At 56.0% G+C, this 15,830-nt stretch carries 13 protein-coding genes and 7 tRNA genes; 18 read left to right on the plus strand and 2 right to left on the minus strand.

Annotated elements, in window-relative coordinates:
- Nucleotides 1-88 precede the first annotated feature (88 nt).
- From FHC52_RS08445 to FHC52_RS08475, 7 genes are all read left to right on the plus strand, one after another.
- Nucleotides 89-165, plus strand: a tRNA-Met gene (locus FHC52_RS08445).
- Nucleotides 166-174: 9 nt separating this feature from the next.
- Nucleotides 175-259 (plus strand) — tRNA-Leu (locus tag FHC52_RS08450).
- A gap of 23 nt (nt 260-282) precedes the next feature.
- Nucleotides 283-357: transfer RNA gene (locus FHC52_RS08455), tRNA-Gln, on the plus strand.
- Between the two features lie 32 nt (nt 358-389).
- Nucleotides 390-464, plus strand: a tRNA-Gln gene (locus FHC52_RS08460).
- Nucleotides 465-481: 17 nt separating this feature from the next.
- Nucleotides 482-558, plus strand: a tRNA-Met gene (locus FHC52_RS08465).
- 42 nt (nt 559-600) lie between these two features.
- Nucleotides 601-675 (plus strand) — tRNA-Gln (locus FHC52_RS08470).
- Between the two features lie 36 nt (nt 676-711).
- A tRNA-Gln gene (locus FHC52_RS08475) sits at nt 712-786 on the plus strand.
- Nucleotides 787-890: 104 nt separating this feature from the next.
- Here the strand turns inward: FHC52_RS08475 and ubiF are convergent.
- On the minus strand, nt 891-2,066 hold the full coding sequence (ubiF, locus tag FHC52_RS08480) for a 3-demethoxyubiquinol 3-hydroxylase (RefSeq protein WP_126288502.1): 1,176 nt from the start codon (nt 2,064-2,066) through the stop codon (nt 891-893).
- A 135-nt stretch (nt 2,067-2,201) separates the two neighbouring features.
- On the opposite strand from ubiF, the gene miaB reads away from it, so the two are divergent.
- From miaB to rihA, 10 genes are all read left to right on the plus strand, one after another.
- Entirely contained in the window at nt 2,202-3,626 is a 1,425-nt protein-coding gene (miaB, locus tag FHC52_RS08485) for a tRNA (N6-isopentenyl adenosine(37)-C2)-methylthiotransferase MiaB (protein ID WP_128299400.1), read from the plus strand.
- A gap of 163 nt (nt 3,627-3,789) precedes the next feature.
- Nucleotides 3,790-4,836, plus strand: coding sequence for a PhoH family protein (locus FHC52_RS08490; RefSeq protein ID WP_063453799.1), 1,047 nt, complete (start codon nt 3,790-3,792; stop codon nt 4,834-4,836).
- A complete protein-coding gene (gene ybeY, locus FHC52_RS08495; protein WP_008501052.1) occupies nt 4,833-5,300 on the plus strand; it encodes an rRNA maturation RNase YbeY in 468 nt (155 codons plus the stop codon). Before FHC52_RS08490 ends, ybeY begins: the two co-directional genes overlap by 4 nt.
- An 89-nt stretch (nt 5,301-5,389) precedes the next feature.
- Nucleotides 5,390-6,268, plus strand: a complete 879-nt coding sequence (corC, locus tag FHC52_RS08500; RefSeq protein WP_021242574.1) for a CNNM family magnesium/cobalt transport protein CorC — start codon at nt 5,390-5,392, stop codon at nt 6,266-6,268.
- A gap of 5 nt (nt 6,269-6,273) precedes the next feature.
- Nucleotides 6,274-7,812 carry an apolipoprotein N-acyltransferase gene (lnt, locus tag FHC52_RS08505; protein ID WP_126288506.1) on the plus strand — a complete coding sequence of 513 codons (1,539 nt, stop codon included), beginning with the start codon at nt 6,274-6,276 and terminating at the stop codon, nt 7,810-7,812.
- 400 nt (nt 7,813-8,212) lie between these two features.
- Complete coding sequence (locus tag FHC52_RS08510; RefSeq protein ID WP_025912717.1) at nt 8,213-9,118, plus strand: amino acid ABC transporter substrate-binding protein; 906 nt, start codon at nt 8,213-8,215, stop codon at nt 9,116-9,118.
- Between the two features lie 155 nt (nt 9,119-9,273).
- Nucleotides 9,274-10,014: a glutamate/aspartate ABC transporter permease GltJ gene (gene gltJ / locus FHC52_RS08515; protein WP_008501048.1), complete on the plus strand. Its 741-nt coding sequence runs from the start codon at nt 9,274-9,276 to the stop codon at nt 10,012-10,014.
- On the plus strand, nt 10,014-10,691 hold the full coding sequence (gltK, locus tag FHC52_RS08520) for a glutamate/aspartate ABC transporter permease GltK (protein ID WP_008501047.1): 678 nt from the start codon (nt 10,014-10,016) through the stop codon (nt 10,689-10,691). The genes gltJ and gltK overlap by 1 nt, the downstream gene beginning before the upstream one ends.
- Nucleotides 10,688-11,413 (plus strand): amino acid ABC transporter ATP-binding protein, encoded by a 726-nt coding sequence (locus FHC52_RS08525; protein ID WP_008501046.1) that lies wholly within the window; start codon nt 10,688-10,690, stop codon nt 11,411-11,413. Before gltK ends, FHC52_RS08525 begins: the two co-directional genes overlap by 4 nt.
- 120 nt (nt 11,414-11,533) lie before the next feature.
- On the plus strand, nt 11,534-12,472 hold the full coding sequence (rihA, locus tag FHC52_RS08530; protein ID WP_126288508.1) for a pyrimidine-specific ribonucleoside hydrolase RihA: 939 nt from the start codon (nt 11,534-11,536) through the stop codon (nt 12,470-12,472).
- A gap of 64 nt (nt 12,473-12,536) precedes the next feature.
- On the opposite strand, the gene FHC52_RS08535 is transcribed toward rihA, so the two are convergent.
- Entirely contained in the window at nt 12,537-13,019 is a 483-nt protein-coding gene (locus FHC52_RS08535) for a zinc ribbon-containing protein (protein WP_023617134.1), read from the minus strand.
- 214 nt (nt 13,020-13,233) lie between these two features.
- Here FHC52_RS08535 and leuS point away from each other — a divergent pair, with 214 nt between their 5' ends.
- On the plus strand, nt 13,234-15,816 hold the full coding sequence (gene leuS / locus FHC52_RS08540; RefSeq protein WP_032656226.1) for a leucine--tRNA ligase: 2,583 nt from the start codon (nt 13,234-13,236) through the stop codon (nt 15,814-15,816).
- Nucleotides 15,817-15,830 lie beyond the last annotated feature (14 nt).

Here is a 15,830-nt window from a genome sequence, read left to right on the forward strand (position 1 = left end):
TATTTTCGTTGAAAAAGGTGTTGACGCTGCAAGGGTCTATACGCATAATGCGCCCCGCAACGCCGATAAGGTAACGCGAAAAAAAGATGGCTACGTAGCTCAGTTGGTTAGAGCACATCACTCATAATGATGGGGTCACAGGTTCGAATCCCGTCGTAGCCACCATCTTTTTTTGCGGGAGTGGCGAAATTGGTAGACGCACCAGATTTAGGTTCTGGCGCCGCAAGGTGTGCGAGTTCAAGTCTCGCCTCCCGCACCATTCCCGGGTAAGCGTTGCACGGATGGGGTATCGCCAAGCGGTAAGGCACCGGTTTTTGATACCGGCATTCCCTGGTTCGAATCCAGGTACCCCAGCCATATTTCTTCGATTTTGCGGTTCTCCGCGGTATTGGGGTATCGCCAAGCGGTAAGGCACCGGTTTTTGATACCGGCATTCCCTGGTTCGAATCCAGGTACCCCAGCCATCGAAGATTGCAGTACTGGCTACGTAGCTCAGTTGGTTAGAGCACATCACTCATAATGATGGGGTCACAGGTTCGAATCCCGTCGTAGCCACCAAATTGAGATTATCGATCGATTTCGGTAATGAGAAAAAATTGTTGGGGTATCGCCAAGCGGTAAGGCACCGGATTCTGATTCCGGCATTCCGAGGTTCGAATCCTCGTACCCCAGCCAATTTACAAAGTCGTTAGGCAGCTTGTTTAACGCAATTGGGGTGTCGCCAAGCGGTAAGGCTCTGGTTTCTGATACCAGCATTCCGGGGTTCGAATCCCTGCACCCCAGCCACTTAAAACAAAAAAGCCCGCTCTGCGGGCTTTTTTGTTTTTGTACAGAATTGTGCGGCCTGATGCCCTCACCCCGGCCCTCTCCCACGGGGAGAGGGAAAAAGTTTAGAGTCCGAGAGCGTACTTCAGGGCCTGACGCTTCAGGCCACCGGCACGTTCTGCTGCCATTAGGCCTATATTACGCAGAATACGCACTGGCGCTACGTCATTGCTAAACCCGGCATAGAACAGATCCATCCCCGACTGCATGATAAAGTTATCCGCCATACGCCGCGTCTGATAACGCTTCAGCACCTGATGGCTGGCCCAGTTTTCCGCGTGTCCGCGGGCGTTGCCCAGCACATCCAGCAGGGCATCGACGTCACGATATCCCAGGTTCACGCCCTGCCCGGCCAGCGGATGAATGGTGTGTGCCGCATCACCCACCAGCGCTAAGCCTGCGCGGGCATACTGCAACGCATGACGACGCGTGAGTGGGAACGCCCCGGCGGCGACCGGCGTGACGTGCCCCAGACGGCTCGGGAAGTGCAGCAGGATCTCGCGCTGCAGCTGTTCCATGTTCATCCCCTGCAGCTGACGAATGCGCGCCGGTTTGTCGTACCACACCAGCGACGCCCAGTTATCAAACAGCGGTAAAAAGGCATGCGGGCCGTTCGGCGTAAAGTGCTGCCAGGTGCTTTCGCCCGGCGCATTCTCACACTCGGCGGTAATCAGCATACAGGACTGTTCATACTGCCAGGCATGAACCCCGATCCCCGCCATCTGTCTGACCTGCGAGTTAGCGCCGTCCGCCCCGATGACCAGCTTCACGGCCAGCTCATCGCCGTTGTCGAGCGTCAGTAGATAGCCACGCTCGTGAGGATGCAGCGCCTTAAGCGACGCAGGCACGCGCAGCGTCACCTTCGGATGCGCCTCCAGCGCCTGCCAGAGCGCCCGCTGGAGCACGTTGTTTTCCACCATATACCCCAGGCGCGGCAGCTTTAGCTCAGCGGCATCAAACGCGACGTGGGCATTTTCCCACTCCCAGGTTTCGAGGCGGCTGTAAGGGTGCGCGCGCATCGCCTGCACTGCCTCCCAGACGCCCAGCCCGCGCAGCAGATCGACGGATGCCGCGCTGATCGCGGAAATGCGCACGTCCGGTTTACTGGCGGGATCGTAGGCTGGCGGAGCCGCCTGTTCGATTACCGTTACCTCAAATCCCTGCTGTGCCAGCCCCAGCGCCAGCGCGCCGCCGACCATACCGCCGCCGACAACGGCAACTTCGGTGTGTTGGAGTGTCATGGTCAATTTTCCTTATTGGAGAATCCCTTAAGTTTACCGGATTTTTGCGGTCCTGAGACACATAACCTTCATACTGGTCACAACCCCACCAAAGCATTACAATACGCGGCTTGCAATCCTGAGCTGAGCAAGTCGATGACTAAAAAACTCCATATAAAAACCTGGGGCTGTCAGATGAACGAATACGATTCATCCAAGATGGCCGATCTGCTGGATACCACCCACGGATACCAGCTGACTGAAAATGCGAAAGAAGCCGATGTGCTGCTGCTGAACACCTGTTCAATTCGTGAAAAAGCGCAGGAAAAAGTCTTTCACGTGTTAGGCCGCTGGAAACTTCTCAAACGAAAAAATCCGGACCTGATCATCGGCGTGGGCGGCTGCGTCGCGTCGCAGGAAGGCAAGCTGATCCGCCAGAGAGCCCCGTATGTGGACATTGTCTTTGGCCCTCAGACCCTGCACCGTCTGCCTGAGATGATCAATCAGGTTCGCGGTAACCGTAGCCCGGTCGTTGACGTCAGCTTCCCGGAAATCGAAAAATTTGACCGTCTGCCGGAGCCACGTGCCGATGGCCCGACCGCCTTCGTCTCCATCATGGAAGGCTGCAACAAATACTGCACGTACTGCGTGGTGCCGTACACCCGTGGTGAAGAGGTCAGCCGCCCGGCAGATGACATTCTGTTTGAAATCGCGCAGCTTGCCGCGCAGGGCGTGCGCGAAGTGAACCTGCTGGGCCAGAACGTTAACGCCTGGCGCGGTGAGAACTACGACGGCACGACCGGCAGCTTTGCTGAGCTGCTGCGTCTGGTGGCCGCGATTGACGGCATCGACCGCATTCGCTTTACCACCAGCCATCCGATGGAATTTACCGATGACATCATTGACGTTTATCGCGATACGCCAGAGCTGGTGAGCTTCCTGCACCTGCCGATTCAGTGTGGCTCTGACCGCGTGCTGAACCTGATGGGCCGCCCCCATACGGTGCTGGAGTACAAATCCACCATCCGCAAGCTGCGTGAAGCACGTCCGGATATCCAGATTAGCTCCGACTTTATCGTCGGCTTCCCTGGCGAAACCGCAGAAGACTTCGAGCGCACCATGAAGCTCATCGGCGAAGTGAACTTTGACGTCAGCTACAGCTTCATCTTCTCTGCGCGTCCAGGAACACCGGCGGCCGATATGGTTGACGATGTACCGGAAGAAGAGAAAAAGCAGCGCCTGTATATTCTGCAGGAGCGCATCAACCAGCAGGCTAACGCCTGGAGCCGCCGCATGCTCGGTACCGTACAGCGCATTCTGGTGGAAGGCACTTCCCGCAAGAGCATTATGGAACTCTCTGGTCGTACGGAAAATAACCGCGTGGTGAACTTTGAAGGCACCCCGGATATGATCGGTAAGTTTGTGGACGTCGAGATTGTCGAAGTGCTGACCAACTCGCTGCGCGCGAAAGTGGTCCGCACCGAAGACGAAATGGGCCTGCGTATCGCAGAGTCACCGGAATCCGTGATCGCGCGTACCCGCAAAGAAAACGATTCTGGCGTTGGGATTTACCAGCCATAATCCTTCAGGCCTGCCGCTTTGGCAGGCCTTGTATTTCCTCTCATCGCCCCCAATATCTTCCGCAACGCTTGCGCCTTTATTCTGTGGCGTGAATAATTTCGGTAATGACCGTTTTATTGCGCCGTGTGGCAGTGGGTCAGTTAATCAATCAAAGAGGAACAGTTTGAACATAGATACGCGTGAAATTAGCCTTGAGCCAGCAGACAACGCTCGCCTGCTGAGCCTGTGCGGGCCGTTTGATGACAACATCAAACAACTGGAGCGACGTCTGGGTATCGAAATCAATCGTCGCGATAATCATTTCAAACTCACCGGACGCCCTATCTGCGTCAACGCCGCTGCGGACATTCTGCGTAGCCTGTATGTCGACACCTCCCCCATGCGCGGCGAAATTCAGGATATCGAACCGGAGCAGATTCACCTCGCCATTAAAGAGGCGCGCGTGCTTGAGCAGAGCGCGGAGAGCGTGCCGGACTATGGCAAGGCGATCAACATTAAGACCAAGCGTGGCGTCATCAAGCCGCGTACGCCAAACCAGGCGCAGTATATCGCCAATATTCTCGACCACGACATCACCTTCGGCGTGGGGCCGGCGGGTACGGGTAAAACCTATCTGGCCGTTGCCGCAGCGGTCGATGCGCTGGAGCGTCAGGAGATCCGACGTATCCTGCTGACCCGCCCTGCCGTTGAAGCCGGTGAAAAACTGGGCTTCCTGCCAGGCGATCTCAGCCAGAAGGTCGACCCGTATCTCCGTCCTTTATACGATGCGCTGTTCGAAATGCTGGGCTTTGAGAAGGTCGAGAAGCTCATTGAGCGTAACGTGATCGAAGTGGCCCCGCTCGCCTACATGCGCGGCCGCACGCTGAACGATGCGTTCATCATTCTCGATGAGAGCCAGAACACCACCATCGAACAGATGAAAATGTTCCTGACGCGTATTGGCTTTAACTCGAAAGCGGTGATTACCGGCGACGTCACGCAGATCGATCTGCCACGCAGCACCAAATCGGGCCTGCGCCACGCCATCGAAGTGCTGGCCGAGGTCGATGAAATCAGCTTTAACTTCTTCCACAGTGAAGACGTCGTTCGCCACCCGGTGGTCGCGCGCATCGTTAACGCCTATGAAGCCTGGGAAGAGGCGGATCAAAAACGCAGGGCCGAACAGGCCGCGGAACGTAAGCGCGAAGCGCAGGAGCAAGAACAGAAATGAGTCAGGTGATCCTCGATTTACAGCTGGCCTGTGAAGACAATTCCGGCATGCCAGATGAGGCACAGTTTCAGAAATGGCTGGATGCCGTTATCCCGCAGTTTCAGGAAGAATCAGAAGTCACGATTCGCCTGGTGGATGAAGCAGAAAGCCATGAGCTTAACCTGACCTATCGCGGGAAAGATAAGCCGACCAACGTGCTCTCTTTCCCGTTCGAAGCCCCGCCGGGCATCGAGATGCCGCTGTTGGGCGATCTGATCATCTGCCGCCAGGTGGTTGAACAGGAAGCTAAAGAGCAGCAGAAACCTCTTGAAGCCCACTGGGCGCACATGGTGGTACACGGCAGCCTGCATCTGCTCGGCTACGATCATATTGAAGACGACGAAGCGGAAGAGATGGAGTCCCTCGAGACAGAGATAATGCTTGCTCTGGGCTATGAGGATCCGTACATTGCCGAGAAAGAATAGTCAGTCACCGGACTGACTCCCCTGCCGCCACGAAAGGACATCGCGTGGCGGTAAACATTGAACTAACAAGAGAACCCTTAACAAACGCCATGAGCGACGACAATTCACACAGTAGCGACACGACAACCAGTAAAAAGGGATTTTTCTCCCTCATTCTGAACCAGCTTTTCCACGGCGAACCGAAAAACCGTGATGAACTGCTGGAGCTGATTCGTGATTCCGGGCAAAACGACCTTATCGACGAAGATACGCGCGAAATGCTCGAAGGGGTTATGGACATCGCCGACCAGCGCGTTCGCGATATCATGATTCCCCGCTCGCAGATGATCACCCTGAAACGTAACCAGACGCTGGACGAGTGTCTCGATGTCATCATCGAATCCGCCCACTCGCGTTTCCCGGTCATCAGCGAAGACAAAGATCACATCGAAGGGATTTTGATGGCGAAAGATCTGCTGCCGTTTATGCGCAGCGATGCCGAAGCCTTCAGCATGGAAAAAGTGTTACGCCAGGCCGTGGTTGTGCCGGAAAGTAAACGTGTGGATCGGATGCTGAAAGAGTTTCGCTCTCAGCGTTACCACATGGCGATTGTTATTGATGAATTTGGTGGCGTCTCCGGTCTGGTCACGATCGAGGATATCCTTGAGCTGATCGTGGGCGAAATCGAAGATGAGTATGACGAAGAAGAGGATATCGACTTCCGTCAGCTCAGCCGCCACACCTGGACCGTGCGGGCGCTGGCCTCTATTGAGGACTTCAACGACGCCTTCGGGACCCACTTCAGCGATGAAGAGGTCGATACCATTGGCGGGCTGGTGATGCAGGCCTTTGGCCACCTCCCGGCGCGCGGAGAGACCGTTGACATCGACGGTTACCAGTTCAAAGTAGCCATGGCCGACAGCCGACGTATTATACAGGTTCACGTCAGAACGCCGGACGACTCACCGGTGCCAAAACTGGAAGATTAATGTAAATGGCATTTGCCCCATTGCTTGAACGCCAGCGCGTCCGTTTGCTGCTGGCGCTGTTACTCGGAGCCAGCGGTACGCTGGCTTTTTCTCCTTACGATATCTGGCCTGCGGCCATTCTCTCCCTGATGGGGCTTCAGGGGTTGACCCTGAACCGTCGTCCGGTGCAGGCTGCCGCTATTGGCTACTTCTGGGGACTGGGGCTGTTTGGCTCAGGGATTAACTGGGTCTACGTCAGCATCGCGCAGTTTGGCGGTATGCCGGGCCCGGTAAACGTCTTCCTGGTGGTACTGCTCGCCGCGTATCTCTCGCTCTATACCGGTCTGTTCGCCGGCATCCTTTCTCGCCTGTGGCCCAAAACCACCTGGCTGCGCGTTGCCATTGCCGCGCCGGTGGTCTGGCAGATCACGGAATTCCTGCGCGGCTGGGTGCTGACCGGCTTCCCGTGGCTGCAGTTCGGCTACAGTCAGATTGACGGCCCGCTGAAAGGCCTGGCGCCGGTCATGGGCGTTGAGGCCATTAACTTCCTGCTGATGGTCGTTAGCGGCCTGCTGGTATTAGCGCTGGTTTCACGATGCTGGAAACCGCTGGCTGTGGCGCTGGTGCTGTTCGCCCTGCCCTTCCCGCTGCGCTATATCCAGTGGTTCACGCCGGAGCCCGCGCGCGCCATGCAGGTCTCCATGGTGCAGGGGAATATCCCGCAGTCGATGAAGTGGGACGAGAAAGAGCTGCTGAATACGCTGAAGATCTACGCCAACGCCACCGAAGAGGTGATGGGTAAATCGCAGCTGATTATCTGGCCGGAGTCTGCTATTCCCGATCTGGAGATCAATCAGCAGCCGTTCCTCAACATGATGAACGACCTGCTGCTCTCGCGTGGCAGTACGCTGATCACCGGGATTGTCGATGCGCGTCTGAATCAGCAGAACCGCTACGACACCTACAACACCATCATTACGCTCGGCAAAGACAGCGAATACAGCTACCACTCCACTGACCGGTACAACAAGAACCACCTGGTGCCGTTTGGTGAATTTGTGCCGCTGGAGTCAATTCTTCGCCCGCTGGCCCCGTTCTTCGATCTGCCGATGTCCTCCTTCAGCCGCGGACCGTACGTTCAGCCTCAGCTGCACGCGCACGGCGCAGCCCTGACGGCGGCCATCTGCTACGAAATCATTCTCGGCGAGCAGGTGCGCGATAACTTCCGCCCGGATACGGACTATTTGCTGACCATCTCTAACGATGCCTGGTTTGGTAAATCAATCGGCCCGTGGCAGCACTTCCAGATGGCACGCATGCGCTCCCTGGAGCTGGCACGTCCCCTGCTGCGCAGCACCAACAACGGCATCACCGCCGTGATTGGTCCGCAGGGTGAAATCCAGGCCATAATCCCACAGTTCACCCGAGAAGTGCTGACCACCAGCGTCACTCCTACCACCGGGCTGACGCCGTACGCCCGCACCGGCAACTGGCCGCTGTGGATCCTGACCGCGCTGTTCGGCTTTGGCGCGGTGCTGATGAGTCTGCGCCAGCGTCGTCGATAATCCCTCCTCTTCCTGCCGGGTGGCGCTGACGCTTACCCGGCCTACTGTTTCGCTTTTGTAGGTCGGGTAAGCGTCAGCGCCACCCGACAATTCCCTCCGGACTTCAATTCTGGCACGCCTATTGCTTTGTTTATTCAGGTAAACGCAGTTTGGCTTACTGTGCAACTTTGTCGCACCAGCGTAGATCATCGGTAGCACCGAAACGGTGCAACGGGAGATATTTGCCTCTGAATGGTGCGGCGTGCTTCGCAAAAATAAACAATAACGCAGCAAAATCTTTACATTAAGCCAGACTAAATGTTAACAAGCTTGCATAACACTGCACTCGCATTGCGCGAGATATAACAACATCACAATGGGTATCAATGCGTCGCTGGCGCTGATAAAAAAGGAGTTGGGTATGCAATTACGTAAACTGGCCACAGCAATGCTGGTTTTGGGGATGTCCGCAGGCGTGGTTCACGCTGAAGACGCTCCGGCAGCAGGCAGCACTCTCGACAAGATTGCCAAAAACGGCGTTATCGTGGTCGGCCACCGTGAATCTTCTGTCCCGTTCTCTTACTACGACAACACGCAAAAAGTCGTGGGCTATTCACAGGATTACTCCAACGCCATCGTTGAAGCTGTGAAGAAAAAGCTGAACAAACCTGACCTGCAGGTGAAGCTGATCCCCATCACTTCACAGAACCGTATTCCGCTGCTGCAAAACGGCACCTTTGACTTCGAGTGTGGCTCCACCACCAACAACCTCGAGCGTCAGAAGCAGGCTGCCTTCTCCGACACCATCTTTGTTGTGGGCACCCGCCTGCTGACGAAGAAAGGCGGTGAGATCAAAGACTTCGCTGACCTGAAAGGGAAAGCGGTCGTTGTCACCTCCGGGACCACGTCTGAAGTGCTGCTGCACAAGCTGAACGACGAGAAGAAAATGGATATGCGCATCATCAGCGCGAAAGACCATGGCGACTCCTTCCGTACCCTGGAAAGCGGTCGTGCCGTCGCGTTTATGATGGACGACGCCCTGCTGGCAGGCGAGCGTGCGAAAGCGAAGAAACCAGACAACTGGGATATCGTCGGTACCGCGCAGTCGAAAGAAGCCTACGGCTGTATGCTGCGTAAAGACGATCCGCAGTTCAAAAAGCTGATCGATGACACCATCGCCCAGGTGCAGACCTCAGGCGAAGCGGAAAAATGGTTCGACAAATGGTTCAAGAACCCGATTCCACCAAAAAACCTGAACATGAATTTTGAACTGTCAGACGACATGAAAGCGCTGTTCAAATCTCCAAATGACAAGGCTCTTAACTAATTAGAACAACAGGGGCGGGATCTCCTGCCCTCTCGATTGTCGGGAAGCATGGACAGACTATACGTTGAGTGGTCGTTCCCCACTCAGCGCGAAAAATGAGCTTCTCACCAATCTTCGAGGGTAGCGCTGCTACCCTTTTTTTTCTGGAGTTTATTATGTCAATCGACTGGAACTGGGGCATATTCCTGCAACAAGCCCCGTTCGGCAACACCACCTATCTTGGCTGGCTGTGGAGCGGCTTTCAGGTCACCGTGGCATTATCGATAACGGCGTGGATCATCGCGTTTCTTGTCGGTTCTCTGTTCGGTATTCTGCGCACCGTCCCTAACCGTTTTCTTTCAACACTCGGCACCCTGTACGTGGAACTGTTCCGTAACGTTCCGCTGATCGTGCAATTCTTTACCTGGTATCTGGTTATCCCGGAACTGCTGCCGGAAAATATTGGCATGTGGTTCAAGTCGGAACTGGATCCGAATGTGCAGTTCTTTGTCTCCTCCATGATGTGTCTGGGGCTGTTTACCGCTGCGCGCGTTTGCGAGCAGGTGCGTGCCGCCATTCAGTCATTACCCCGCGGACAAAAAAATGCGGGTCTGGCGATGGGGTTAACCCTGCCACAGACCTACCGCTACGTGCTGCTGCCTAACGCCTACCGCGTCATCGTTCCGCCGATGACCTCCGAGATGATGAACCTGGTGAAAAACTCGGCCATCGCCTCGACCATCGGCCTGGTCGATATGGCCGCGCAGGCGGGCAAGCTGCTGGATTACTCCGCTCACGCGTGGGAATCCTTCACCGCGATCACGCTCGCCTACGTTCTGATTAACGCTTTCATCATGCTGGTGATGAACCTGGTTGAACGCAAAATTCGCCTGCCGGGCAACATGGGGGGCAAATAATGTACGAATTTGACTGGAGTTCTATCGTTCCATCCATGCCTTACCTGCTTGATGGACTGATGATTACCTTAAAAATCACCGTCATTGCCATTATCGTCGGTATCGTCTGGGGCACCCTGCTGGCCGTTATGCGCCTGTCGAGCTTTAAGCCGCTCGCCTGGTTTGCAACCGCCTACGTTAACGTGTTCCGTTCCATCCCGCTGGTAATGGTGCTGCTGTGGTTTTACCTGATCGTGCCCGGCTTCCTGCAAAACGTGCTGGGGCTGTCGCCGAAAACCGATATCCGTCTGATCTCGGCGATGGTGGCGTTCTCAATGTTTGAGGCCGCTTACTACTCGGAGATTATCCGTGCAGGCATTCAGAGTATCTCCCGCGGGCAATCCAGCGCCGCGCTGGCGCTGGGGATGACGCACTGGCAGTCCATGCAGCTCATTATTCTGCCGCAGGCGTTTCGCGCCATGGTTCCGCTCCTGCTGACCCAGGGAATTGTGCTGTTCCAGGATACGTCCCTGGTCTACGTGCTGAGCCTGGCAGACTTCTTCCGTACCGCGTCCACCATCGGTGAGCGTGATGGTACGCAGGTTGAGATGGTGCTCTTTGCGGGAGCGGTCTATTTTGTGATTAGTTTAAGCGCGTCGCTGTTGGTCAGCTGGCTGAAGAAAAGGACGGTACAATGATTTCCCTGAAAAATGTTTCTAAATGGTATGGGCACTTTCAGGTGCTGACCGACTGCTCCACCGAAGTGAAAAAAGGCGACGTGGTAGTGGTGTGCGGGCCGTCCGGTTCCGGTAAATCGACGCTGATCAAAACCGTTAACGGACTGGAGCCGGTCCAGCAGGGTGAGATCGTCGTCAACGGCACCAAAGTCAACGACAAGAAAACCAATCTTGCCCAGCTTCGCTCTCACGTTGGCATGGTGTTCCAGCATTTTGAGCTGTTCCCTCACCTCTCCATTATTGAGAACCTGACCCTGGCCCAGGTGAAAGTGCTCAAGCGTGATAAAAAAGCGTCGCGCGAGAAAGGCCTGAAACTGCTGGAACGCGTTGGGCTCGCGGCTCATGCCGATAAGTTCCCGGCGCAGCTTTCTGGCGGCCAGCAGCAGCGTGTGGCGATCGCCCGCGCGCTGTGCATGGATCCGGTTGCCATGCTGTTTGACGAGCCCACGTCGGCGCTCGATCCGGAGATGATCAACGAAGTGCTGGACGTAATGGTCGAGCTGGCGCACGAAGGGATGACCATGATGGTGGTGACCCACGAAATGGGCTTCGCCCGCAAGGTGGCCAACCGCGTGATCTTCATGGACGAAGGGAAAATTGTCGAAGATTCCCCGAAAGAGGAGTTCTTCGCCAACCCGAAATCGGAACGTGCGAAAGATTTCCTCGCCAAAATCCTGCACTAACCTTCTCAGTGCGCAATCTGCGGATTGCGCACTGCCTCACGCTTTCGCTCACTTCTTCTCGTCGGTGCCCCATTGCAGCGTTAACCTTGTCACAAAATAACGCTATGAATGGAGAACGCTATGGCACAACCTATAATTTTCGATTGCGACCCGGGTCATGATGACGCGATCGCGCTCGTCCTTGCACTTGCCTCCCCCGAGCTCGACGTCAAAGCCGTCACCTCTTCTGCCGGAAACCAGACGCCGGATAAAACCCTGCGTAACGTTTTGCGCATGCTGACGCTGCTCAAGCGCACGGATATTCCTGTCGCCGGCGGCGCCCTCAAGCCCCTGATGCGTGAATTAATTATTGCGGATAACGTGCATGGCGAAAGCGGGCTGGACGGTCCGGCGCTGCCGGAACCTGGCTTCACGCCGCAAAGCTGCACCGCCGTGGAGCTGATGGCAAAGGTGCTGCGCGAGAGCGCGGAACCCGTCACCCTGGTGGCAACGGGACCGCAAACCAACGTCGCGCTGCTGCTGAACAGCCATCCTGAACTGCACAGCAAAATCGCTCGTATCGTCATCATGGGCGGGGCTATGGGCCTGGGAAACTGGACGCCTCCCGCAGAGTTCAACATTTTTGTCGATCCGGAAGCAGCGGAAATCGTCTTCCAGTCGGGCCTGCCAGTTGTGATGGCAGGGCTGGATGTGACGCATCGCGCGCAGATTATGGCAGACGACATTGAGCGCTTCCGTGCCGTGGGTAATCCGGTCGCGACAACCGTGGCTGAGCTGCTCGACTTCTTTATGGAGTATCACAAAGCCGAGAAATGGGGATTCCACGGCGCGCCGCTGCACGATCCGTGCACCATTGCCTGGCTGTTAAAACCGGAGATGTTTACCACAGTCCACAGGTGGGTTGGCGTCGAAACTCAGGGGAAATACACCCAGGGGATGACGGTGGTGGACTATTACTCGCTGACGGGGAATAAACCGAATACCACGGTGATGGTGGATATTGACCGTGAGGCGTTTGTGGATTTGCTGGCGGAGAGACTGGCTTACTATAGTGCGTAGTGCGGCCTGATGCCCTCACCCCGGCCCTCTCCCACGGGGAGAGGGCGCAAACCTGCGCTTTTACCTAGGGCTCAAACGGCCGACGCTGGAACTGATCGTGGCCGCATTTCGGACACAGCGACAGGACCTCCGGCGTATACACCGCAATATGATGGTGGCAATTCTCGCACACCAGATTTCCCAGCCCGACCACTTCACCGCTGTGGTACACACCGTGGTGGTTTAAATCCTGAAAGACTTCACGCCACTCCAGCTGCGTTTTATCGGTGATATCGGCCAGCTCCTGCCACAGGCTCTCTTTGATCACCCGCATGAAAACGCTGTCCGTGACCTCCTCCTGGCTTTCCTGGTAGCTGCGCGCGAACTCTTCCAGATCGCGACGCACGGCGCGGGTCACCTCTTCCACTTCGGTTCGCGTTAACTCACCCGTTTGCGACACGCGGGCACGCGCCTGCTCCACCAGCGCGTCGATATCACGCTCGCCGTTACGCAGCCGTTCTGTCAGTGTCGCCACCAGTTCGCGGTAAAATTGAGCAACCTTGTTCATCATTTTGCCTCCCGGGTCAGTAACTATTTCTAATAATAGACCTTATTTCAGCGCCGCTTTGTCAGGTGAAGCACAGACCCGGTAAATTCCTGCAAAGCGCATTTGTGCGAAAGGCTGTTTTGACGCGGGCGTTTGGGCTATGCTATGCGGATCTGAATTACCACATCCATTGGCTACATTTGTAGCTGTATTGAACACAGGACCACTGGCTGCCATGCAAGAGCAATACCGCCCGGAAGAGATAGAATCAAAAGTCCAGCAACACTGGGACGAGAAGCGCACCTTTGAAGTAACCGAAGACGAGAGCAAAGAGAAGTATTACTGCCTGTCGATGCTTCCCTATCCTTCTGGTCGACTACACATGGGCCACGTGCGTAACTACACCATCGGTGATGTGATTGCGCGCTACCAGCGCATGCTGGGCAAAAACGTTCTGCAACCCATCGGTTGGGATGCGTTCGGTCTGCCTGCGGAAGGCGCGGCGGTCAAAAACAATACGGCGCCGGCACCGTGGACGTACGACAACATCGCGTACATGAAAAACCAGCTCAAAATGCTGGGCTTTGGCTATGACTGGAGCCGCGAGCTGGCAACCTGTACCCCGGAATACTACCGCTGGGAACAGAAATTCTTCACCGAGCTGTACAAAAAAGGCCTGGTGTACAAGAAGACCTCTGCCGTTAACTGGTGCCCGAATGACCAGACCGTTCTCGCGAACGAACAGGTTATCGATGGCTGCTGCTGGCGCTGTGATACCAAAGTGGAGCGTAAAGAGATCCCGCAGTGGTTTATTAAAATCACCGCTTACGCTGATGAGCTGCTGAACGATCTGGATAATCTGGACCACTGGCCAGATACCGTTAAGACCATGCAGCGCAACTGGATCGGCCGTTCTGAAGGCGTGGAAATTACCTTCAACGTTGAGAACTACGACCAGACCCTGACCGTCTACACCACCCGTCCGGACACCTTCATGGGCGCGACCTACCTGGCCGTGGCCGCAGGACACCCGCTGGCGCAGAAAGCGGCAGAAAACAATCCGGAACTGGCTACCTTCATCGACGAGTGCCGCAACACGAAAGTGGCAGAAGCCGATATGGCAACGATGGAGAAAAAAGGGGTTGATACCGGCTTTAAGGCCATTCACCCACTGACGGGCGAAGCGATCCCTGTCTGGGCCGCCAACTTCGTACTGATGGAATACGGCACAGGCGCCGTGATGGCTGTTCCGGGTCACGACCAGCGCGACTATGAATTTGCCACTAAATATGGCCTGACCATCAAGCCTGTTATTCTGACGGCTGACGGTTCTGAACCAGACCTGTCCGAACACGCGCTGACCGAAAAAGGGACCTTGTTCAACTCCGGCGAGTTCAACGGTCTGAGCTTCGAAGAGGGCTTCAACGCTATCGCCGACAAGCTGGCCTCCCTTGGCGTGGGCGAGCGTAAAGTTAACTTCCGTCTGCGCGACTGGGGCGTTTCCCGTCAGCGTTACTGGGGTGCGCCAATTCCAATGGTGACGCTGGAAGATGGCACCGTGATGCCAACGCCGGAAGATCAGCTGCCGGTGATCCTGCCGGAAGACGTGGTCATGGACGGTATCACCAGCCCGATCAAAGCCGATCCTGAGTGGGCAAAAACCACCGTCAACGGTCAGCCCGCGCTGCGCGAAACCGACACCTTTGACACCTTTATGGAGTCATCCTGGTACTATGCTCGCTACACCTGTCCTCAGTATCAGGACGGCATGCTGGATTCCAAAGCAGCGAACTACTGGCTGCCGGTAGATATCTACATCGGTGGTATCGAACACGCCATCATGCACCTGCTCTACTTCCGCTTCTTCCACAAGCTGATGCGCGATGCGGGCATGGTGAACTCTGACGAACCTGCAAAACAGCTGCTGTGCCAGGGCATGGTGCTGGCGGATGCCTTCTATTACGTCGGGGCGAACGGCGAGCGTAACTGGGTATCTCCGGTTGACGCGATCGTTGAGCGCGACGAGAAGGGCCGTATCGTGAAGGCGAAAGACGCTGAAGGTCACGAGCTGGTCTACACCGGCATGAGCAAAATGTCCAAGTCGAAAAATAACGGTATCGACCCGCAGGTGATGGTTGAGCGTTATGGTGCGGATACCGTGCGTCTGTTCATGATGTTTGCCTCTCCGGCAGACATGACGCTGGAATGGCAGGAGTCTGGCGTGGAAGGCGCAAACCGCTTCCTGAAACGCGTCTGGAAGCTGGTTTACGAGCACACCTCACTGGGCGATGCCCCGGCGCTGAACGCTGCTGCCCTGACTGAAGATCAGCAGGCGCTACGTCGTGACGTTCATAAAACCATTGCGAAAGTGACCGATGATATTGGTCGTCGTCAGACCTTCAATACCGCAATTGCGGCTATTATGGAACTGATGAACAAGCTGGCGAAAGCCCCGCAGGACGGCGAGCAGGATCGTGCCTTAATGCGTGAAGCGCTGCTGGCCGTCGTTCGCATGCTGAACCCGTTCACGCCGCACGTTAGCTTTACCCTGTGGCAGGAGCTGAAAGGCGAAGGCGATATCGACAACGCGCCGTGGCCGCAGGCTGACGAAGCCGCGATGGTGGAAAACACCACGCTGGTCGTGGTCCAGGTGAACGGTAAAGTCCGCGGTAAAATTACCGTGGCGGTCGATGCAACCGAAGAACAGGTTCGCGAGCGCGCGGGCCAGGAACCACTGGTCGCTAAATATCTTGAGGGCGTTACCGTACGTAAAGTGATCTACGTACCTGGTAAACTGCTGAATCTGGTCGTTGGCTAAGCGCGGGAGGAAAC

Source organism: Enterobacter sp. EC_64 (assembly GCF_019584165.1).
Taxonomy (GTDB): Bacteria; Pseudomonadota; Gammaproteobacteria; order Enterobacterales; family Enterobacteriaceae; genus Enterobacter; species Enterobacter roggenkampii.